The organism is Cellulomonas terrae (assembly GCF_007990265.1).
In the GTDB taxonomy this organism is placed as follows: domain Bacteria; phylum Actinomycetota; class Actinomycetes; order Actinomycetales; family Cellulomonadaceae; genus Cellulomonas; species Cellulomonas terrae.
In genome coordinates this window covers 1-21,979 of sequence record NZ_BJWH01000007.1, presented here as the reverse complement: position 1 = coordinate 21,979, position 21,979 = coordinate 1, and the positions used below count along the sequence as shown (strand labels likewise).

The following is a 21,979-nucleotide window of genomic DNA, read 5'->3' as shown; positions in this document are numbered from 1 at the left end:
TCAAAGCGGGGTCAACTGCAGGGTGAGCGCCAAATCTGGGGCGAGGCCTTGGTGCTGGTGACCTTCGCCAGCAAGTGGGGGACGACTGATCAGGGGTGGAACCTTTCGCCGAGATGCTGCGTGTTGAGGGTGTGACGATGACCGGGGACGCATCAGCGGTGCTTGCCGAGGACGACCCTGAGCGTCAGCGCGACCATGGTGAGGACTGGGTCGTGGTGGCCACCGGCGCGACCTACGAAGACGAGTTCGTCGCGTTCGTCGCTACAGCTCGTGATCCGCTGTTCCGAATGGCGTATCTGCTCTGCGGGGACCGGCACCGCGCCGAGGACCTGACCCAGCAGACCTTCGAGAAGACCTGGCGGACCTGGCGGACCGCCCGACGCGGAGACCCTCTCGTGTGGGCACGCCGGATCCTGGCCAACCAACGCATCGACACGTGGCGACGCACCCGACGAGAAGTGCTCACCGGGTTCGAGCAGCCGGACGCCACGAGCAGCTCGGCGGCGACGTCGGTCGACGACCGTGACGCAGTGGTGCGTGCGCTGCTGCTGTTACCGATCAAGCAGCGTCGGGTCGTCGTGCTTCGGCACCTGCTGGACCTGTCCGAGGCCGAGGTCGCCGCCGAACTGGAGATCCCGGTGGGGACCGTGAAGTCATCGGCTGCACGGGGACTGGCGCAGCTGCGCCGCACGCTCGACGAGACACGATCGGAGGACTCATGACACTCACGACAGAGGAGCAGTTCGCAGCTCAGCTGCGTTCCTCGATCCGCCTCGACGACCTGCACTCCGACGTGCAGCCCGAGCACGTCCTGGTCACCAGCCGGCGGGCCCAGCGGCGGCGAGGGTTGCGGACCTCGGCCGTGGCGCTGTGCGGCGTCCTGGCCGTCGGGTTCGCCGCACCGGTCCTGGTCCAGGAGGTGCGTCGGTCCACGCTTGTGGAGCCAGCGACCCAGCCCGAGGACTTCGAGGTGGTCGTCGATACCACCAACGGGACGATCACGTTGCCGTGGGACCGCTACTTCCTGAGCGAGTCCGAGCAGGCCGAGGTCAGCCGCGCGAGCGCGCTAGCGATGCGCGCCTGCGCGGCCGAGCACGGCTACGACATCCCTGAGCAGTCCACCGGTGGGGACATCCCCTACGACCGTCGGTACGGCATCTGGTGGATGCCACAGGTCGAGGTGTTCGGCTACAACGTGCCGTCGACGCCGGCGATGTCAGCGTGGCAGGCCGCAGGAGGCGACCAGGTCAGCACGACCGACCAACAGATGGCGATCCTCGAAGACTGCAACGCGACGCCCGACGTCCAGCAGTTCTGGCCCAAGACCCAGCTGAGCATCAGCGGGGAGATCCCGAACTTCGAGCAGCAGGTCTTCGAGAGCGAGGCCGGTCGAGCGGTCTTCGACGACTGGGAGGAGTGCCTGATCGGTCACGGGCTGCGGCGCCACCCGCAGCGGGGCCCCTGGGCGGTGACGGACGGAAAGCGCAACTCAGGAGACACACCAGCTGAGTACGGTGAGCCCCTGGGCACGGACAGCGCCGTCATCGACGCCCAGTGCAAGGCCGACGTCGACTACATCGAACGGCTCGCGCAGCTGCAGGCCAACCTGCAAGCCCCCTACATCGCCGCGCACCGCGGCGAACTCACGGCCATGCGCGCGACGCTCGAGGAGTCCCTGAGGCGCGCACGCACCTACGTCGCCGAGCACGGATGACCTCGATCCTCCAGCGGCCTGGAGCTCTCGTGCTCAGCATCCTGGCAGCCATCTCGGCAGTGATCGTGTCGTCGTGCTCGGATCGCAGCACCGACGGCTTCGCCGTCGTCAACAACAGCGACGTCGCGATCACCGTGGAGTTCGTCGACGAGCTCCACGAGCTCACGATCGAACCGGGCCACCGCGAGGTGGTGCGCATGGAGGACTGCCTCGGCACCGCCGTCATGGTCACCGCCACCGGCCAGCCGGACGTCACGCTCGACGGAGCGGCCTGCCGCGGTTCCGTGCTCTACGTACTGGAGGACCACACAGCGCTTATCGAGTCGATGTACGCCTGACCCGGACCATCGTTCGCCTTGAAAGCGGGACAAATCGGGTAGTCAGACTATCCGGGCCGTTTAGTCAAACAATCTTGTCGAGATGCACGACAGATTGACCGTGGCTGAGCGGCGTACTTTGGCGGCTCGGCCTCCCGTCCCAGGCCCCGTCGAGGCATAAGCGGTCGGCCACCGGGCGCCGCCTACAGGTAGTTCGTCCAGCGGTTGGGGTTCCCCACTGCGCGCTGGCGGCGAGGGCCGTCGGCGGTGGCCGGATCCCCGCGCTCACGTTGTTGCCACGGTTCGGGCGGGGCAGCCAGCCGACACGCCTCGCACACGCGGGCTGCGGGGCGGGTTAGAGATTTCGCTTCGGCGAACGGGCCCACACCAATAACGGTGCCGGTCCCGACGCGAGAGGCCTGCGGATCTGCGCACCGTCCGTTGACGTTCCTGTGCCAGCGGGGGGGCCGACCGGAGTCACCCTCGTTCGCGGGCCACCACCCGATGGCCTGACGCGGGGAGGAGGCCGGAGGCATGGGTGAAGCGTCGTCGTTGTGGTGGGAGACCCGGTCGTACGGTGCCGGGAGCGGGGGCGGGTCCGCGAGGTAGGCCGCTCGGATTTGGCGCGCGAGCTTTGGCCGGACGGTCGACGCGGGGCGCCACCACGCGATCTCGCGTGAGAGTTCGCTGGCAAGCCTAATCGTGATGCCGGTTGTGGTGCCTAGTTCGCGCGCAAGGCGCGCCAACGAGATCTCTTCCACCTTCGGCCTCTCGCTCGGCGCCCCGACGTGGCCACCGCAGCCACGCGCTACTAGCCGATCGGCGTGCAGCCACGCTCACTTGAAGCGCGGCGACATTCAGAACGCAGCTCGACGACTGACCGGCAAGAGGGCAGCGCGGGACTCGAGACCCGTGCTACTGCGCGAGCATCGGGTCTTCGTCGGTCGGCAGGAAGGCGAGCTGCCTGCGAACACACTCCCGTCGAGCCCCGTCTGGCGGCTACTCCGGGTTGGATAGCCCCATGAGTGAAGAGCCCAAGGTGCTCGACCCGAAACTGTGCGAGCTGACCATGGCGGTGGTCCGCGAGATGGACGCCAAGTCGTCCGAGTACCTGGGACGAGATGACGAGCCGTGGGTGCCGAGACGACGACGGCAATCCGTCTCAAGTTATGAGAGTGGGTGGCCGACCGTCGGCCGCGCCGCGACCGCCGACCGAGTCGACGACATCGCCTACGGAGAGTTCTTTAGTTCCAGCAGGGACGCCATCCACCCGTTCGCCTACGAGGACCTGGATGCACTTCGCGGGCTGTTCACCTATGTGCGAACCACACCGGCGATCCTCGAGCGCACGCTGCCGTCGATACCCGCCGGCGGCGAGGCGATACTCCAGACCTTTTTCGAGTACAGCGTCCGGGACTTGCCGTTCTCGATCTTTGACCGCTCGAAGGTGCTCGGCTTCGCGATCGACAGCGCCGAGGTGCTTGAGCTGTACCGCCAGCGGGAGAAGTCGTGGCTCGCCCCGGAACTCGGCTACGAGCTCGTCGTCCCGCTGGTCCTGACGAACCTCGAGCTCGACGCCACGTTCGAGATCGACGATCAGTCACGCATCGAGCTGCTCGACGACAACGACCTGCGGAGGATGTCAGTCGACTATGACATCAGTGGTGTCCCAGGCCCAGTCGCGGACGCCGCCCGGTTCGCGATCGTAGTAGGCATGCCAGCGCTGCCGAATCCTGGCGAGGGACGGCGAATGTTCATGTGGGAGGAAGTTCCCGACACCACCAAAATCGAAGCCGTCTGCGAAGCGTTGCGGATCGTCTCGTCCGCCCCAACGGGTTGGGCACGTGTGTTCCGTCGCCCGCTCGGTTGGGCGGGTAGCTGGACAGACGATCTTCCCGAATACAACTTGCTGTACACCGCTCGACGGTACCCAGGGGTGTTCGACGACTTCGGATGGCTCAAACCGGGCCCAACCGTGACACGCGAACAGCTGGATCTTCTGCCCGCGGTGACCAGCGCGCTGGCAGCCTCGTCTAAACCCACCCGCCTCGCTGCTCGCCGCCTATCGACTGCTCTGGTGCGAGACGCACCTGATGATCAACTCGTCGACGCTTGCATCGGTCTCGAGGCGCTCCTCGGCCAGAAGGGCGCTGAGCTTTCGTACCGCATCGCTCTGCGTGCCGCGGTCCTGCTGTCCTCCAGGTCCACAGACCCAATGTCGGCCGAGTCGGTGTTCCGCATGGCGAAGACCGTCTACGCCCGTCGCTCCGAGTTGGTCCATGGAAGCAGTTCGGACAAGCAGGCCCAGTTCGAGGTGCCCGGGAAGGCTCCCGTCGCGACAAACAGCGTCGCGGTCCGGCTACTCCGGGAGGTCCTCCAAGAGCGACTGCTGCGCCCGGGGGACTGGAGCGTCGAGGATCTCGACACCCAGGTCCTCAATGTCCTCGGGGGCCGTACTTAAAAGCATCCGGGCCCGATCTTCAACTATCTTGCATGGCGCGGGTCAAGAGCTGAGCGCCGTTGCCCGCCGCCTGAGACCACCTGTCACCCTTCCGTGCAGCAATCCCGCGCAAAGACACCCTGGCCTGTGGGTGTGCGTCGACGCGAGCGATGGCCTCGTCGGGGTCGGGTGTGAGGTGAGCAGCTCAGCCTCCGCGGATGGTGCCCATGACTCCTTTAAGTGCCCTGCTCGCCTTGTTGGGCGCCTTCTTCGGCTGGCTGAGCAGGCCAATTGCGCGGAGCCGGTCTTGCTCACCCCTGGTGATGGCTTTTGGCTTGGCCGCGACGACTGAGTCGAAGCCACTGCGGACTGTGACGACCTTGCCGTGCGCCGCTCCGCCGCTGGCGATTGCGACACGTGCTGCGAGGCCGGCGTTACCGAGGACTTCGGTGGCCAGCAGCTGCAGGACAAGGTCCGTTGCGGAGGTGTGGGCCGGCTGCTCGTCCAACTTGGCTGTCAGCAGTCGAGCGACGAGGGCGTCACGCTTCGCCTGCTGGGTCGCAGCGGCAACCTTGGTCCCGATGTGCCTGATGGCGGAAGACGAGACACCTGCGGCGCCCACAAACTTCAGGACCGAGTTCTTCCACCCACGCTGCTCACAGTCGATCCAGAGCGTTGAGCGGTCACCGACGTCCAGAGCAGTCGCGTAGGTCCCGAGCGACCCGATGGAGACCGAGACACTGCCGATGACCTTCCGGGCCTCGGCGAGCGTGGGCCTCAGCGCCAGCCACTCGCTGCCTAGTTCGGAGCTAAGACCTGGGCTGTCCTTCAGAGCGAGGACGTCGTCCGCGGCGACCTCGGCGCCCGTGCGAGATGCCGCAGCGATGCGGAGCCGAAGAGTGACCAACGGCGTCCCGGTGGAAGACGCCAGGTGCGCCTCCAGTCGTGCCGCGCTGCTCGGGGTCAGGAGGGTCGTCCGGTTGATCGCTTCCGTTGCGAACGCGGGCGACGTCCCGGCTTCGGATAGCCCATCGGCGATGCCCATCGCTAGTAGGGCGTCGATGCCGGCGTCGGCGATCAGGGGGCGCGCGTCGTTGGCTATCGCATAGACGATGTCGCGCGTCTTCTCCTGGCTCGGATCGCTCCAGTCGAGCGCGTTCATGGCGGAGACCAGCACCGCCTTCGCCTTTTCCGCTTGGTCGGTGCCCATATGTGCGATCAGGGCAGAAGATGCCTCGGCGATCGCGACGCCGTCGTCGGAATCTGCCCCGTCGAGTGCACCGACGATTCGCGTGAACGCACGGAGAGCGTGCTCCGGGTCCGTCCCTTCTGCAGAGAGCTTCTGTGCCCAGAAGGACGCGTCTCCGATGGGGGCGCGTTCGATGCCCAGCAGTGCGTGCAGATTGAGTCGGGCGGAGTCGGTGATGGCGAGAAGCGCCTCATCCTCGCGCGCACGGACGGTTGTTCGCACGTCCTCGTCGTTGGAACGCTGACCGCGCTCGAGAACCCTCGACACGAGAGCGCCCGCGCTGTCGCTGCGCGCCTCGACTGCAGTAAGAAGCGCGGCGAACCTTTCGGCGGGGGCGTCTTCGGGCGCGTCGGCGTCGTCAACGACGACCGTCGACGCCGAGGCGGCGACCCGACCGCTCGGTGACGCAACTGGCGGCTTCCGGCCAAGCTCAATCAGGGCATCGTCGACGTCGTCGGCGACGGCTGACCATAGTCGCAGCGCAACGTCGAGCGGCAGACTTCCTAGCGCGTCGTGCAAGGGCTGCGGATGCTGGGAGTACGCGCCGCCCAGCATGGCGTGCACGAGCGCGGCCTGCGGTTCGTTCGCGAACGCCAGAACGGGGCTGAGCCGCGACAGCAGTCCGCGCTCGGCTAGGTCGCTCACCGGGTAGCGCTCGAGCAGTCGTTGAATCAGGTCGGACCGTGCGCCGATCACACCGAGCAAGAGCGCGCCCGGAGTGGCCTCGCGGCTCCAGTCGGGGCTGTCGACGTCTGCGAAGACGCCTCCGGCGGCGACCGGAGCCACGGCTTCGAGGTCGTCCTTGTCGAGTCGTTCGACCAGACGGCACGCTGCCTCGACAATGCTGGTGCGACCGGGGCCGCGTTCAGCTTCCGCCTGCTGGACGAGAAGTCGGACTCCGATGGCAACGGTTGCCGACGGCTGTCCTGCGAAAGCCTCGACAACCTCGGTCGCCGCGAGGTCTGCGGCGAAGTCGATGGCGTAGCCGAGGTCGGGATCGGTCAGTCCCTCGTTTTGACCCGCCGACTGTAGGTAGAACAGGTCCGGCCGTGGATCTGGGATGTCTTGGGCGGCAATCTTGCGCAGGTAGGTCCGAAGTTGTGCGTTGAGTACGCGGTTCGCCCTGTCCTTGCCCTCGGGGTCGGCCGCATCGGCCAACAGCGGACCTGCGACCTGGGTGTCGTCGGGGACGGATCCAGGCTTGGCTTCCCGCGAGTTCGCCCCAGTGCGGTAGCCCTCGACGATGCGCCGGACCTCCTTCGACGCTGTTGTGACGTCGTCGTCCCGTAGGTAGGCAAGGAGGCGAGGGATGCGCACCAGGTCTGCTGCGACTGCCGGGAACTCCGTTTCGAGCACCGTCATGCATGCGAGCTCGGTTGAGCGGCCGACCCAGTCGATGCCGCGGGCCTGAGCGATGCGCACGTTCGTGGCGTAATTGTTGAGCAGGACCTTGACGCGGCGCGGGCTGCGCACGTGGACTGGCACGAGCGTGTAGACGACACGCAGGAACAGCCGATCCTCGGGCTCGGCGGCACGCAGCTCTGCCCAAAGACCGGTTTGGCCTTCGACGAGCTCTCGGGCGAAACGAGTGAGGGCTTGCGGCCGCAGCGGAGGCAGCGGGATCTGGTACTGGAAGATCTTGTCGAGGAAGGCGCCGGGCGTGGAGTAGTAGGGCTCCTCGTCACGGATGGGGTTGGCCTGGGGCACCTCGCGCAGAGAACGTTCTAGGACCTCCCGGTCTGCAGCGACGACGAAGACGCAGCCCTTGACATCGAGAAACGTCTTGAGGTCGATGAGGGTGGCCACGACGTCCGCGGGGCTGCACCGGTCGAGTTCGTCGATGAACACGACAAGTCGCTCGCCTTTGTCCGTGCTGATGGCGTTGTCGACGAGCACCTTGAAGGACTTGGCGAACTCGTCGTCGGTCTCCGGCGCGGCTTCCCTGACCTTGACTACGGCGGACTCGAGGATCTTGGGCCCGAATAGCAGGGCAGCAAACGACAGCGACAGGACGGCGCCGACGCCAGCGACCGCGGTCTTTGCAGCGGCGCTTGGTCCCTGGTGACTGTTGACCGCCCATGTGAACAGGCCGACGAGGATGACCCAGATGACCGTCACGACGACCGCGAGGCCCGCTCCCAGGAGCAGCGACTTCTTGTTCTCCTTCGCCCAGGCCCACAGGTCCATTCGGACGACTTCTTGGTCATGAGCGAGGCCACGTTCGAAGTCGTCGCCGCCCATGCCCAACTGTTCGGCGACGCTGCCGACGAAGTGCTTCTTGAGTGCGCGGCCGCCGTACTTCCACGCGTCATAGCGGGCGACCTTGACGGCCCGATCAGAACCAGTAAGCCGTTCGCCGAGCAGGCCGAAGAAGCTGGATTTGCCGGATCCCCAAGGTCCGAATAGGGCGATATTGACTGGTGGCGTTGCGTTCAACGTCAGGTCGGCGACGACGCTTGCGATGGCTGTGTGGTCGAATCGGTCCTGACCGGCCTCGCGTAGCGCGGCATCGAGGATCAGGTCCGAGCCGGCGCGCATCGTCGATGCCTGCTGGCCCGACCGCCGTGACGAAGCCCCGAACATGTTTGCCTCTCTCCTGCCTCACGGTCGTGACCTCAACAAGTGCAGGACGACCCTTTGAATCACCGCCTCGGATCACAACGGGAGCAAGGCGCCGGCCCGGGCAGGCGACGGAGCGCACGGCCTGCACCTCGTTGTGCGTTGGCGATCTATCGGTCACGAGCGATTGACTTACGATTGCTGCGCGCTCACGTAGCGAGGGTAGCGACCAGAGGAGACAGGTCCCGGAAAGGCGTGGTTTAGCGTCCTCCAGTCTCGTGCGGATGGTCCGGGGTGAGGCACGCCGAACCGCCGTCATGGTGCTGCGTGAATCGAGGGGCCCCGACCATCTGCGTGTCCACGTCGAGCCGCTAAGTGCCCCTCCGGCCGACTTCGCCGCCGCACTCAGACCGTGCCGCCGGAGCACCGATCATCCCGCCGGGCTCTATCTCCCTCAGCGCTCGTCAGGTCCAGGCGTCTTCGCCGCTGTCCGAACGTGCTACCTGCAAGAGCTCGAACGCGGCGTCCAGTAGTCCCGCCGGGAATTCCGCCATCACCCTGTTGAAGCGGATGGCCGCCCAGATGACGTCCAGTGCGTCGTCGCTTGTCATCGGTTCGTCGGCGATGGAATCCATTGCTACGCCCGCTTGTCGAGCGAGTACGCCAGGGACCGTTCCTGGTCGGCGAGCAGCGAGTGTTCGAACTGGCGGTAGAGGGCTCGCTTCTTTGCTAGGGGCCGCTCGCCGAGCCAAGCGGGTGCGCTGTCGACGTGACCGCGGGCGACGTGGATCCACAGCCACACGAGTGCGTAGGTGCGGGTCTCAGGATGGCTTCCCGGCCGGTTTTGGCGGGCCCACTCCTCATACCAGCGCGACATGTAGGTGCGGTGCCGAACCCGTTCCTCAAGATCTCGGAAGTCGCGGCGCGGCAGCTCTCGTGCCGCTTCAGCGAGCCTGCCGGTCCAGAGGTCGCGCTCGACCGCCATCCGGGCGGAGCAGGCTCGAGCCGTGCCCACGCCGAGCTTCGCTGGAAGCCCCAGGGCGCTGGCCGCGCCGGACCAGCTTCGGACTGCGGGATCGCTGCGAGCAAGGCAGAGCGACGCGAAGGTGCGGACCGTCTGCTCGGCGCTATCGATCAAGCCGGTCAGATGCGCGACGTACAGCTCGTGCGGGACGACCTGCGGGATCGCGTCGGTACTGGCGATCATGGGTGCTCCGGTGTCGAGGTGGTGGGACAGGCGGCGGTGCGGAGCGAGGGCCGCGACGACCAGCCGCGTGAGGGTGGGCGTCATGACCGTGCGGTCGGCGAGCCAACCGAGATGCCCCTCGTTCGTATCGGGCGCGAGGGCGAGCCATCGCTGCAGTTCTTCGACCGCTTCCTCGAACAAGTTGTGGGCAAGGATCCGGTCAGCTTCCGAGAGCACACCGGCACGCACGGTTGAGCTTTTCGGAGGGCTGATGCCCCACCGCGGGCCGCGTTCGTTTGTCCGGTGGGACGTTTCCTGCTCCAGTTCTTCCGCCCAGGCGGCGACCGTGTCGGTTCCGCGCTTGGTGCCTAGGTGCGTCAGCAGGGTCGTCAGATGCCGAAGGTCCACGAGGTACGACGCCCCGACAACCGCCACACCGAGGACGCTGACGACGTGGTCGTCGAGCGCCAGGTCGATCCGCACCTGGGCATCAACGGCTGGTGCTGGCGCCGAGTCCGAGTCGAGGCTCGCGAGGGGTTGAGGGCAATGGCTCGCGGGCCCGGCGCCGATCGGATTGCCGCACAGCGTTGCAGCGCCGGCGGGGCGCAGGGGCGAATGTCCTTGGTCTCGGAACGGTCGGCCACAGGCTGGACACTCGGTGAGCAGCAGCAGTCGGTGTCGCACGCACGTGGCGACGATCGGGAGCCGCCACGCCAGCCGCCACACGCCGTCCTGACCGATGCACGCAGGGCACAGCTGGGTGCCGTGGCCTGAGACCCAACCTCGCGCGGAGATTCGACGGAACGACTCGCGTGCCCGCTCGCCGTCGAGCCCCGTGAGGTCTACGGCGCCGGGGTGGGCGGCGAGGGTCATTGACTGCACGGTCTCAGCCGTCACGCCGCCAAGCCGTGCGAGGTGCTCGACGACCTTCGGGTCAGGCGCCAAGGTCAGGAATCGCACCCTGCCACCGACGGTGGCGGCCACGGCTCGCATGAGTTCCGCCGTGCTCAGCCCGTTCAGGTCGGCAAGCCGTTCGAGCCAGGAGTCGATCGCCTCGCCGCGGATTGGCTCGACCGACACCGGCAGCGCGGTGGTCATCGCCACCGGCCTCCGCTCGTGGAGCGCGAGCCGGGCCGGCCGTTGCGGTACGGGAGCCCGGCGGCCAACCCTGTGTACCTGGAGACCTCGGCAAGCTCTCGACATTCATCGATGACTCGGCAGGTCTCGCACACACCCGCCGCGGCGTCGACCGCGGCTTGCCGCTCGGGCTGTGGAGTCGGTACGTGACGCGTCGCCTCCCATCGCGCCCATTCGACGGTGAGCTCCTTGCAGGCGCCGTCGGGCAGCGTGATGGCCATGCCGCTCGCAACTGCGTCTCGGTTCCTCTCGCTCATCGCCAGCCCTCCGACCCCACTTCGCCGATGCCGGCGTCAGCGAGCGGCGTCACGACTGCAGGGTCGAGCGCATCGATGTCATCGAGGGCGCTCTGTACGAGGTGCAGGCGCGTCTCGGGATCGATCCGGTCGTTCAGCTCGATGGCGTCGCGGGTGCGGCCCGGGCGCCCGGGGACGGGCCCGCCGGTCAGATGGATCCAGAGCCAGTCGGCGAGGCAGCCGTTTGGAAGTTCATCAGGAAGTGCGTCGGTAGCGGCTCCGTAGGGTAGTCGGGCGTGGTGCAGCATCGGCCAGAGCGCGGCTCGTCGCCGGTCGTAGTCGATGAGGTCGCGATCGACGAGGTTGGTCGCACAGTCGACGAGCAGATCGCCGTACTCACTGGCGAGAGCTCGCCCGTCGCGTAGCAGAGCGAGTGGCAGGTTCGGCGGCATCTGGCCGAGGCGGAGGGCCGTCTTGGCTCGGCGCTCCCCGGTCCAGTGCGCGTGCCAGCCGGCGGTGCACACGATGTGCAGGATCACGGCCAAGTGGGCGCGCTCGATCCAGTCGGATTCGGCTGGAGCGATCTCGTTTCCGGTCATACACCAGGCCGGTACGTGCCGTGCCTCGAGGCCGTCCTGCATCTGCAGGCGACGCACGGTGCGGATGACGTGAGCGAGCACGGCGTCGGCTGTGGAGCTGTCGCGGTTGGGAAGCCGTACTCGCTGCGGTCGCACTGGGAGTACCCCCGGGGTGTCCGCGACCGCGCGCACCGCGGGGTCAGGGTGAGTGAGTACTCGGTCCCAGCCCTCGGCGATGAGCCGGCGTCCTCGCTCTGGCGACTCGACCGCCCGCCAAGCCTCGAACACGATCGATGCGGCCTGCGCCGGATCCTTCGGTGGGCGGACATGCCACTTCCGATAGAGCGCCCCGAGTCCAGCGCGAGTCTCGGCCTCCCAAGCGGGCAGTCGGGGCCAACGCTCGTCCGCGGTCAAGGAGGCGAGCGTCGCGAGCCGATACGTCGACCGCCACTCCATCGACGCCAGTCCGTTGGTTCTAGCCAACGTCAAGCCTCGGGAGATGCGCCGCTGGACGTCGAGCGCCGCGCGATCCGGGTGGAGCACCGTCGGGCGGGAGTTCAGCTCCCGACGGTCGACGAGCAACGAGCTGCAGGCCAGGCACAGCGGATGGCACGCCAGCGCCCAGTCCCGTAGCCACACTCCGCTGGTCGCCGTGCAGACCGGGCACACCCACGTGGCACCGTCGACCCGCCACGTCCGGGGTCTGCGACGGTCGGCGCGCCCTCGCACGCCGTGCGTGTAGGCGCGCAGCGTCATCTGCTGCACCTCAGCGACATCCAGGTGCGACCACTCGCTCACGCTGGCAATCACCGGCCTCGTCGGGAGTCCCCATCGGTGCGTGCCGCGCCCGAAGAGGTCCCCGGCCGAGAGGTCATTGGCCTGAGCGGTGCGTGCGACCAGTGACGCGAGGGCTTCGCCTTCCACCGGCTCCAAGCGAACCGGCAGAGGCCGCCGGTCACTCACTGGCTGTCTCGACTCTTGGGCGCTCCAGACCCGGGGCGTCGGCCTCGCAGCAGAGATTGCTCTTGGAAGGTGGCGCGTTGCGAGAGTGCGATGCCGTCCAGGTGGCTGGGATGGAGCGTCCATGTGCCGTCGACCGCGGCGGCGTCGACCGCGCCGCGCAACAGCGCCGACACATCCCCGACGAAGCCTTGGGTGCGGCGCCAGATCCGCGACACGTGGGTCTTGGCCAGCAGCCCGTCCGTCGCCGCCGGCAGGTACGGCAGCAGCTGTTGCTCGACGTCCACGAGGAACTCTTGCCAGGCCCGCTTGTCCTCGAGGGTGTCCACCGCGAACGGTGCCATCTCCAGCGCCTGGAGCCGGCCGGCGATCTGCGGGTCGGCAAGGATCGGGCTGTCGTGCAGGTTGGCGCCGATCAGGACCATCGTCGCGCCGCGCTCCCCGAGCTCGGTGTTGACGTGCTTGAGGTGGTCGAGGACCTCACGGCCGTCCTTGAACCTGGTGTCGAGCAGGTGGACGTCGTCAACGACAAGGACGCGCACGCGATGGCGGCCTATGGCGCCCGCGATGCGCGTCGACAAGGACCGGATCGGTCCGTCGGTCGGGTACCCGAAGTAGGTCAGGATCTGGGCGTTGAAGTCGCGGATCCGCGCAGCCGATTGCAGGTTGATCCACGCGACAGGAACCTCATGTGCGTGCACGCCTGGCTCCGGAGACCAGCTGGGCAGTCGCGCGTCGTTGATGCGTTGGCCGATCCATTGCCGGTAGGCCTGGTGCGCCCATGCCCTGACTGCTGTCGACTTGCCGATCGTGTTCGGCGCGTTGACCGCGACGATCGTCTTCGCGCCCGGTCCGCTGTTCGCGTTCGTGGTCACGACGTTCCACATGGTTGCCGCTACCCGTCGGGCGTCCGCGGTCGGGAACTGGGATGCCGCTAGCCAGTCCCGCAGGGCGCCCAGGTGCGCGTCGCGTTCGGCAGACGACAGTGCGCGCAGATCGATCAGGGACAGCTTCTCGGGGGGCGCAGGCTGTTGCGCTCGGGCATGGCGATGCCACATGTTCGCGTCCACTCACAACTCCCTTAGGTCGGGCCATTCGTCGTCCCGGTAGACCGACAGGCCAGCCGAGTCCTCCGGCAGAGCGACAAAGTCGGACGTCCCCGGTGCCGGCCCATCGAGGCTGGCGGCCTCCGCGATCGCGGCTTGCGCTTCGTCGTGGTCCCGCCGGGACTGCTCGACCCGCAGCTGCGCTGCCGCGAGCTGCGCTCGCCATTCCTTGAGTCCCGCATTGGTACTCAGAGCGCCGAGCTCGCGCGCGATCAGTTCGGTCGCCGCGCCGCGCTTCAGCATCCCCGCACCGCGCTGTGCGCGGATGCGCCCGATCGCCCTGTCGCGGGTGGCGTCAGTCATCGGCGCCGACAGCAGGTGTGCACCGCGCCACGGCACCTCGACGACCGTGCCCGTGGCCGGATCGCGGAACCAGATCCGAGAGACATCGTGCGGGTCGTAGAAGAACGGCACCGCAGAGTCTTGGCGTCGGAACTCTCCGCTGCGAACGGCCCTGAAACCGTCAAGGACTGGGGCGTCGTAGGTGAGGTTGTGGAACTCGACACCGGAACCACCGACTGTTCCCCACCGCACCGGCAAGAACTCGTAGAGAAGGTCCGGATCCTGCGGGACGTGGATGCGACCGGTGACAGCGTGGAGCGCATCGAACAGCGATAGCGGTGTCAGGCGCTCGAGCTCCACGCCCGGGTAGACCAGGCCTTGGTGCCACGTCCGGTGGTAGTCGAGCGCCACGAACGCTCGCAGGTGCCGCTGTAGCTCTGTGGCGGTGACGAGCGGCTCGATCGCGCCGGCATCGATGCGGCCGGTGGCCGAGCCGCGCTGCGATGGGTTGCGGCCCTTGTAGCCGGGTAGTTGCTGCACTGCGCGTTGCAGGGTCTCGTGCCATCGCTCCACGTGTGCGTTGTCCGTCGGCCGCTTCCCGCGCGAGAGGAGCAGGTCGATCTGGAACTTTCGCAGTACGTCCTCAAACGCCGCACTGACAAAGATTGAGCCGTGATCCGAGCGGATCGCGTCAGGCGTCAGACCCGGGATCGGGTGCTCGCCTTGCAGCGTCGCGTCCTCGAGCGAGTTCCACACAGCAGGGGTGAAGGGCGGAGCGATACCTTCCGGGATGCCTGCCCAGCGCCAGTCGCGGTAGGTCGTCCCCTCAACAAGCTGCGACATCGGCCGCATCACGTCGTACATCAGGAGGCTCGCATCGACCGAGTCGGCGCTGCGCGCGACGACGCGCAGTGCGAGCACGACCCGTGACGCGACGTCGATCGCGGTGAGGATCTCGACGCTGATCGGCTTGCCCGAGCGTTCGTCGTAGACCAGGACGTCCGCGCGGGTCGCGTCGATCGCCACTACCTCGCCGATCCTCACGACCGGCACATGCGAGTACCCCGTCGTGCCCCGCAACGACCGCGTGCGCTGAGAGCGAGTCGTATGGCCGCGTTCGCGCATGAGCTGGCTCAGGTACTGCAGCGATGCCCGCTGCGGGACAGGCTCGTCAAGACCAACGGCGAGCATGCGAACTCTGATCCGCCGCATGAGTTCGTCGATGTTGACAGTCGAAGTCGAGCCGTCGAGCTGGCCGACGACCAGCGCGGCTGCGCTGCGGAACTCGGTCGAAAGTACGACATCGAACGGCACCCTGCCGCGCAACTGGCGAGCGTCCACGAGTCCGACCAGTCCGTCCTGGCGCCACCGGACCACCCAGTTGTAGACCGTGCTGGCCGAGACGGAAGTTCGCCGAGAGCTGCCTGCATCGAGGCGGCGTCTGTGCCCACGGTCGTTCTGGAGCTCGTCTGTCAGGAGTGCAGCCATCCGTGTGCACCGCGTCGTGAGGCTGACACCCCACGCTGGCCCGAACGGCTCGCGGGGCTCACCCCCGTCCGCAAGCTCGGCGTGACCGCGCCGGAAGCCGGTAACGATCTCCAGAACGACTTCGAGCCGATCGAGTGTGGTCTCTTTCCCCGCCTCGGACATGCACGACCACAAAGGCTGCAGTCTGCGAATCACGGCGCCCGCGACGGCGCGATTGGGCTCGCGCAACTGATCAAGGTCTGGCCACTCAACGACGCGAGACGAGCCGTCGAGCACGCGGACCGTGACGCCCGCGACGTGCAAGGACGTCACCACCGCTGGGCCGTCGTCCACGAGGACCGTGCAGCCGATCTCCAGCACCACCCGATCAACCATCGGAACGCGCCGCAACTGCCGTCTCGCGGCGCAGCGCACCAGCCAGGTTGCACTCCAGCTCACCGGTCCAAAGCAAATGCCAGGCGGTCGAGATTAGCTCTCCCGAGCCATCGTCCAGATCCAGGAGGTCACCGAGGCTTGTGCCGTCCCGGGCCGTCGCTAGCAGAATCACCCGCTGGCGCTCGTGCCACAGCCTGGGTCGGCGAAAGCCGGCCAGCCAGCGCTCATTGAGCCGCTCGACCATCGGCTGGCCGACGAACACTTCGTAGTGCCACCCGACTACAGCGCAGGCCATCTTGGTTAGCGCTGACTTCGTGCGGAAGTCGTCATCTTGTAGTTCTTCGGCGCGGCAGTCCCAAATGGTGGCCGTTCCATCCACCGTCATCGAGACGAGATCCGGAACGTGAGTCAGTGGGTGGCGCGACGCGATTTCAAACCTCAGGCGGGCGGGTTGTGCGACCAACCACGCCGTAGCCCGGCTCCGGTCGAGCAGACGCACAAGGTCATGCTCAAGCCCTGACTCGGCCAGCACGTAGCCGCCGGTGGCCATACAGAACGCTCTTGCCGGGACGTGCCTCGAACGCGCTCGAGAGCTCGGATATCGCACCGGTACCAGCGACTTGATATCCGGCGGCCCATCACGCCAATCCCATCGGGCGCGGCCGTCGTCGACGGTCGCGAACTCCCACGTCGCGTGCATCGCTCACCCATGCGCGGGCATGCCGAATTGGTCGGTGCCTGTTCACATGTGAACCCGACACCTAGACTCGGTGCCTGCGCTTCCCTTCGTCATCGCAACGGACATCAGGGAGCGTCTGGGCCATCACCGTTCCCGCGGTGGTGGCCCTCTTGCGTGCGCGCCGTCGCGCCGCTGCTCCTGCTCGGGAACCTAGGCCCCTAGCGGACGCCAGTCGACAGGCCCCAGGATTTCCGTAGACACGGTTGTCCACAGAGTCGGTCCAGCGCTATGCCCGCGACGGCCGATCGGTGCAATGACCTGGGTCTACGCAATTCCTGCGGGACGCGTCACCGATGGACCGAGGCCACGGAGGACCAAAGTGTCGAACCGACGAGACATCAACCCCAGCGTGACCGAGCTCGCTCTCGTGCTCGACGAAGTGCAGGCCGCGCTGTCCGACGTCGCGGCCTGCCTGTTACCCGAGTGTCCGAATCCGTGCCAACGCCCGGGTCGCCGCAGGGGTCGACCGCAGATGTTCTGCTCCGCGAACTGCCGCGCGAAGTACGCGTACCGTCGTGGACAGCTCGACCATGCACTGACCGTTGTCCAGGACGTTGCCGACGAGCTCGCCGAACGCTTGCCCTTCGCCACGTCGTCCGACGAGGAAGGACTGCGGCGACGAGTCGTCGATGCACACCAGAACCTGCAGTGGCAGCTGGAGCGTTACTCCCGCGACCGCGTCCACCGCCGCCGAACACGCCCTGGTCCCATCGAGCCCAAGATGCCCGGGCTTCGCGCGCTCTACACAATGTGCGGCTCGGTACCAGATGCTGACGAGCGCGCGGCCATAGAGGCGGAAAACGCGGCCTGGCGTCGATACCAACTTTTTTGGCGACGCGACCCGTCGCCGGTGGCAGGCCAACCGAGAATCCCCATTGCCCCGCCAGTGCCTCTTACCGCACCCGCGACGCTATAGCGGATCCGGCGGACTCAGGAGCCGGTTGCCCTCGTCCTCCGCGAGATGCGGAGGCGAGCACTGACCGAATCCTTCGCTACCGTTCCCGACATGGACGAATGGACCGAGCTAGCCAGGATCGGCTTCTGGACCGCGGTCCTCTCCCTCTTCGCCCTCGGGGTGTTCACTCGGCCCGGCACACGGCCTCGCCGTCTCCTGGCCGTGGTATTCGTCGTTGGGAGCGAACTGCTAGTCATAGGCACGGCCTGGCCGTCGTGGTGGTTCGGTGTGCTCGCTGGAGTGTTCATGCCATTCCTGCTGCTGTACGGCGCCTTCCTCGCTAGCAGGCCCCGCGGCCGCGGGTTCTGACAAGAGTCTGGTAGGTCATGTGTGCGTGAGGGCAGGGACGGCTGAACCCAAGATCCTTGAGGTCGATCTGCATCTATGTCGCGCCCGGCCCGCCATCCGCAGGGCGACAGCGGGCACCCCGGGGCTTCACCGGCTCGCGGTGTCGTCCAGCGCAAGTCGAACTAGCGGACCGGCCCTAAGCGATACCGCGGCAGGGTCATCGCCGGCGGCCCATCGCGCAGGGCTGATGTACGAGATATTGATCTCGCGGCCAACCCGGGTCTCCAACCCTTCGAGTGCAGCATCGACCTCGCCGCGCCCAGGGTTGCCGACGACGACCACATCAACATCGCCCGGAGATCGACCCGGTACGCCGAGATACCGGGCCGCCCAGGATCCATGAATGTAGACCTCGTCAACGCCTCGAACCGTCGCAAGGGCGTGCCCCAATAGCAACGAGGGCCCGAACGTCACCATAAGGAGCTGACGCAGCGGCGCCGTCGCCGGGTTCCCCTCAACAGGCTGGAGGACAGCCGCTCGCCCAATCTTCGTGGCTCGGAGGAGCCCGGAGTTCACCAGTCGCCGAACCTCTCGGGAGACCGTCGCGGCAGGAGCGTTGAGCAAACGCGCAAGGGCGGCGGCCGTGACCCCCGAGTCTTGGTTTAGCACCTCGAGCAGCAGCCGCGCCTGAAGCGTGGATCGAAAGATCGGAATCAGAGCTGGCGCGGTCGTCCTCATTTCTCGCACTATATGGCTCGCCATATGAGCGACATGCGATGGCTCGCACCGGAGCACGACCGCGACATCGGATTTCGGCCTGTCATCGGGCTACGCCCGGCTGGCGCTCCTGCTGGGCGTGTTGCCAATGCGGCTCCGTGCCGTGCGATCACCGGTCTGCTGCCTGCGCCAGCTACGCGCCAGAACCCAGTGGCTCCCCATCCGGACCGTCTCCGGCAGCCGCGGCAACTCCGTCGCTACGGACCGCGTGATACGGGAGGACGACCAGCTTGAGGCAGTGCCAGGTCGCATATACCGCCGCCGCACTCCACGACCCGTCATCCGCCAGCAGCCCGTGGGCGAGGTCGTTGCGTAGGTTGACGCCGAGTTGCTCGCTCAGCAGCGTCCGAAGCTCGAACGTCCAGTTCTGACCGAACGTTGCTTCAGTCTCGGGTGCTTCCAGCAATGATCCGAGGGCCTTTTCCTGCTCAGTGCCGTCCTCCGCGACGTACAGGGTGTGCACGCCGGCGAGCTTGAGGTGCCGACGCACGAGCTGTTCGACCTGTGGCACCAGGACTGCCACGGCCGAAGGGAAGTCACCCGACAGGCCGTGCAGCAGGCCGCGCGCCCAAAGGCCCTCGTGCCCGGCCGGAACGAGGGGTGACTCCCGGCACAGCTGGAGGAGGAATGCCATGTCGTAGCGCTGCTCAGAGACCACGACCTGCCACGCCGGGTGAATGAGCACCTGGACCGTGAGTCCGACTCGCTGGTGGAAGCCGCGGGTGACACCCCGAAGGGCCTCTTCGTCCGTGACGCCACTGCCGCTGATGGCGTCCTGACGGCCGACCTTGCGGCCATCGCCAGTGAAAATCGTGGTGCCCAAGATGCGGGAGAACAGCCTGCCAGCTCTCTCTCGCTCGTCCTCCAGCTCCGACGGCAAGTCGATCAGCGGCGCGACGGTGGCCAGCCGCACGAGGGCCTCGAGTCGGTCCGCTCCCGAGACCGACCTTTGGGCGGCGGCAACGAATTGGGATACGTCGGGGCCCTCGCTGGAGATCACGCTCATCTCCTCCAAGGTCTCCTCTCGCAGGTCTACGAGTTCACGTCGGAGTTCGCGAAGCCACGGCTCGATGCCACGAGCGGCGCGGTACTTGCGGGGCAGCCGACGCAGGGTGGCGATCGCCTTCTCGACGGAGAGGCTCGCAACCATCGCCGACCCGTCGTGCAGCAGGCGTTGTTCGGCTTCGACCGAGTACAGCTCGGCGATCGTCTCCAGGGCCTCATTCGCGGAGTCGGCGTCATGCCGACGCTGCCACTCGACCACCTCGCGCAGCAGAGCGCGCCCAAGATCGGGGGTAGCCGTCTCTGTCAGCACCCAAAGGTGCGCAACGACATCGGCCGCATCCTCGGCGCTCGACCGGCCAGCTGCCGCCCTCAGCAGCGCGGCTGCCCCGACGATCGCCCACTCGTCGGCCTGTCGCGACGACAGGACAAAGGTTCGCAGCGCATCCACCAGCCGCGTGACGACGTCTGCGGCCTTCCAGCGTCGTGCGATCTGCAGCGCCCGTCGGTACCCGGCTTCCCCGCTGCGACGCCATGTATCGGAACTCATCGGGACATCGAGGTACGCGTCGAGCGCCACTGTGAGCAGCTCGGGATCGGAACGTCCGCCGTAAGACCAGGCGATGTCGGCCACGCGCGAGCGCAGCGGAGCGGGAGTCAGCATCGGGGCGATCAGCGCGAGCAGAGCCAATTCTTCCGGCCTGAGGTCCCGAGGCAGGACGCTGCGCCCGCCGTCGGTCATCTCCCACATCGGCCTGTAGGGCTCGCTCCAGTCATCGGGTTCCAACATTGACGATGTTGCCCGCGCGAGGACCGCCAACACCCGCGCTTGAAGCGCGTCGGGCCCGAACGTCTCGGACGCCTGGTTGGCTGCGGCGAAGAAGTGGAGCGAGACCTGTTCCGGCTCCTCGAACTCGGAACCCGCTCCCGCGGCCTCGTACGCGGCCACCCACCAGGTGGGGTCGATCATCTTGACCCCGTCGGCGGGTACGGGTTCGTCCGGCTCGCTCATGAGGTGACCCTAGAGGCGAGCGCAGATGACGGCGGCGGGTCCAACCTGAGCGCCACCTGCGTCCGAGACCCGGCGGAAGCTCGTGCCACTACGTCCGTAGCCGTACTGTCGAGATGCAGGACAGAGTGACCGGCTGCAAGCGGGCTACTTTGACCGCCGAGCCCTCAGCGAGGATCAGCGTTCAAAGTGCGGCACGCGTGTTCAGGCGTGGCTGGGGTGCTCGTGGTTGCGGTGTGCGACGGGTTCAACCTGGAAGGTGGAGTGCTCGACGGCGACATCGAAGTGGGTCGCGACGCACTCCTGGAGCTGGTCGAGGATCCGTCCGGCGTGACCGTCGTTGAAGCAGCCCTCGTCGACCACGACGTGCGCACTGAGCACTGGGAGGCCGGTGGCGATCAAGGACGCGTGCATGTCGTGGACCTCGCGTACGTGCTCGAGGCGGAGCAGGTGCTCACGCACCGCGGCCAGGTCGAGCCCTGGCGGGGTGGACTCGAGCAGCACGGCGCTGGTCTCGAGCATCAGCTTGAACGCTCGCGGCAGGATCAGGGCCCCGATGAGCAGACCCGCGACTGCGTCGGCCTGTTCCCAGCCGGTGGTCGCGATCACGATCGCGGCCACGATCACGGCGACGGATCCCAGGGCGTCGTTGACGACCTCGAGGAACGCGGCGCGCATGTTGAAGTTCGCCGTGCGGCCTGAGGCGAGGACCAGCATGGAGGCGATGTTGCCGACCAGGCCGATGATCCCGAAGATGATCAGCTGGTTCGAGGCGATCTCGGGTGGATCGAACAGGCGCTGCACGCCCTCGATCAGGACGTACCCCCCGACGGCGAGCAGCACCGCTGCCTGCGCAAGGGCGGCGAGGACTTCGCCGCGGCGGTAGCCCCAGGTGCGCCGCTCGGAGGGCGGTCGCATCGACAGGGACGCCGCGAACAGGGCGAGCAGGAGTCCGCCGGCGTCGGTGAGCATGTGCGCGGTGTCGACCAGCAACGCCAGGCTCCCGGTCAGCAGTGCGCCGACCGCCTGGGCGATCAGGATCGTGGTCGTGATGGCGAACGCGATCGCCATCCGGCCGCGGTGGTCCGCAGCTCTGGGCGGCGCGTGGTCGTGGTCGTGGCCCATCAGCGACAGCCTCTCGTGGCGGTGCGGTCAGTCGTCACAGCAGCCGTCGTCACAGTTCTCGTCGTCGCAGTGCGCCTTGTCGCCGCCGACCAGCTGGGAGACCGGGGTGCAGCACGCCTCGCCGTTCCAGGCCTCGATGCCCTCCCGGATCGCGAAGGCGGCGATGACGACCGCGGCGATTGGGTCGGCCCACCACCAGCCCAGCGTGCTGTTCAGGACGAGCCCGACGAGCAGGACCGCGGACAGGTAGGTGCAGATGAGGGTCTGCTTGGAGTCCGCGACGGCGGAGGCGGACCCGAGCTCGCGCCCGGTGCGGCGCTCGAACTAGGACAGGAATGGCATGACCGCCAGGCTGACCGCGGCCAGGATGATCCCGGCGGTGGAGTGCTCCGGCTCGGTGGCGTTCAGCAGGCTGCGGACGGCGTCGACGGTGACGAACGCGGCCAAGCCGAAGAAG

Annotated in this window: 16 protein-coding genes and 1 pseudogene; 6 read left to right on the top strand and 11 right to left on the bottom strand. The window is 67.3% G+C overall.

Features of this window, described 5'->3' with window-relative positions:
- The first annotated feature begins 137 nt into the window (after positions 1–137).
- The 4 genes from CTE05_RS08405 to CTE05_RS08390 all read left to right on the top strand — a co-directional run bounded on the left by CTE05_RS08405 (position 138) and on the right by CTE05_RS08390 (position 4,492).
- Positions 138–722, top strand: coding sequence for a SigE family RNA polymerase sigma factor (locus CTE05_RS08405; RefSeq protein WP_146845683.1), 585 nt, complete (start codon positions 138–140; stop codon positions 720–722).
- Positions 719–1,714, top strand: coding sequence for a hypothetical protein (locus tag CTE05_RS08400; protein ID WP_146845682.1), 996 nt, complete (start codon positions 719–721; stop codon positions 1,712–1,714). The genes CTE05_RS08405 and CTE05_RS08400 overlap by 4 nt, the downstream gene beginning before the upstream one ends.
- Positions 1,711–2,052 (top strand): hypothetical protein, encoded by a 342-nt coding sequence (locus CTE05_RS08395; RefSeq protein ID WP_146845681.1) that lies wholly within the window; start codon positions 1,711–1,713, stop codon positions 2,050–2,052. The genes CTE05_RS08400 and CTE05_RS08395 overlap by 4 nt, the downstream gene beginning before the upstream one ends.
- Before the next feature lie 1,000 nt (positions 2,053–3,052).
- The gene (locus CTE05_RS08390; RefSeq protein WP_146845680.1) at positions 3,053–4,492 is read left to right on the top strand and encodes a HEPN domain-containing protein; all 1,440 of its coding nucleotides are present in this window, start codon (positions 3,053–3,055) and stop codon (positions 4,490–4,492) included.
- 184 nt (positions 4,493–4,676) lie between these two features.
- Here CTE05_RS08390 and CTE05_RS08385 read toward each other — a convergent pair whose 3' ends face one another.
- From CTE05_RS08385 to CTE05_RS08360, 7 genes are all read right to left on the bottom strand, one after another.
- Positions 4,677–8,303: a P-loop NTPase fold protein gene (locus CTE05_RS08385; protein WP_146845679.1), complete on the bottom strand. Its 3,627-nt coding sequence runs from the start codon at positions 8,301–8,303 to the stop codon at positions 4,677–4,679.
- Positions 8,304–8,743: 440 nt separating this feature from the next.
- A complete protein-coding gene (locus CTE05_RS20210) occupies positions 8,744–8,914 on the bottom strand; it encodes a hypothetical protein (protein WP_186814793.1) in 171 nt (56 codons plus the stop codon).
- Positions 8,915–8,916: 2 nt separating this feature from the next.
- Positions 8,917–10,563 (bottom strand): TniQ family protein, encoded by a 1,647-nt coding sequence (locus tag CTE05_RS08380; RefSeq protein ID WP_186814792.1) that lies wholly within the window; start codon positions 10,561–10,563, stop codon positions 8,917–8,919.
- 292 nt (positions 10,564–10,855) lie between these two features.
- Complete coding sequence (locus tag CTE05_RS08375) at positions 10,856–12,379, bottom strand: TniQ family protein (RefSeq protein ID WP_281286164.1); 1,524 nt, start codon at positions 12,377–12,379, stop codon at positions 10,856–10,858.
- The gene (locus tag CTE05_RS08370; protein WP_146845676.1) at positions 12,376–13,446 is read right to left on the bottom strand and encodes a TniB family NTP-binding protein; all 1,071 of its coding nucleotides are present in this window, start codon (positions 13,444–13,446) and stop codon (positions 12,376–12,378) included. The genes CTE05_RS08375 and CTE05_RS08370 overlap by 4 nt, the downstream gene beginning before the upstream one ends.
- On the bottom strand, positions 13,447–15,615 hold the full coding sequence (locus tag CTE05_RS08365; RefSeq protein ID WP_222595438.1) for a Mu transposase C-terminal domain-containing protein: 2,169 nt from the start codon (positions 15,613–15,615) through the stop codon (positions 13,447–13,449). It lies immediately after the preceding gene.
- A 4-nt stretch (positions 15,616–15,619) separates the two neighbouring features.
- The gene (locus tag CTE05_RS08360; RefSeq protein WP_146845675.1) at positions 15,620–16,327 is read right to left on the bottom strand and encodes a TnsA-like heteromeric transposase endonuclease subunit; all 708 of its coding nucleotides are present in this window, start codon (positions 16,325–16,327) and stop codon (positions 15,620–15,622) included.
- A gap of 388 nt (positions 16,328–16,715) precedes the next feature.
- Between CTE05_RS08360 and CTE05_RS20205 the strand changes: the two genes are divergently transcribed.
- Both CTE05_RS20205 and CTE05_RS08355 read left to right on the top strand, forming a co-directional pair.
- Positions 16,716–17,282 (top strand): hypothetical protein, encoded by a 567-nt coding sequence (locus tag CTE05_RS20205; RefSeq protein WP_186814790.1) that lies wholly within the window; start codon positions 16,716–16,718, stop codon positions 17,280–17,282.
- 90 nt (positions 17,283–17,372) lie between these two features.
- On the top strand, positions 17,373–17,630 hold the full coding sequence (locus CTE05_RS08355; protein WP_146845674.1) for a hypothetical protein: 258 nt from the start codon (positions 17,373–17,375) through the stop codon (positions 17,628–17,630).
- Positions 17,631–17,756: 126 nt separating this feature from the next.
- On the opposite strand, the gene CTE05_RS08350 is transcribed toward CTE05_RS08355, so the two are convergent.
- The 4 genes and pseudogenes from CTE05_RS08350 to CTE05_RS20575 all read right to left on the bottom strand — a co-directional run.
- Positions 17,757–18,347, bottom strand: coding sequence for a MarR family transcriptional regulator (locus tag CTE05_RS08350; protein WP_186814789.1), 591 nt, complete (start codon positions 18,345–18,347; stop codon positions 17,757–17,759).
- 172 nt (positions 18,348–18,519) lie between these two features.
- A complete protein-coding gene (locus CTE05_RS08345; protein ID WP_146845672.1) occupies positions 18,520–20,400 on the bottom strand; it encodes a DUF7380 domain-containing protein in 1,881 nt (626 codons plus the stop codon).
- A 201-nt stretch (positions 20,401–20,601) separates the two neighbouring features.
- Positions 20,602–21,522 (bottom strand): cation diffusion facilitator family transporter, encoded by a 921-nt coding sequence (locus CTE05_RS08340; RefSeq protein WP_146845671.1) that lies wholly within the window; start codon positions 21,520–21,522, stop codon positions 20,602–20,604.
- A gap of 27 nt (positions 21,523–21,549) precedes the next feature.
- Positions 21,550–21,979: pseudogene (locus CTE05_RS20575) on the bottom strand (cation efflux transmembrane domain-containing protein); the annotation flags it as partial.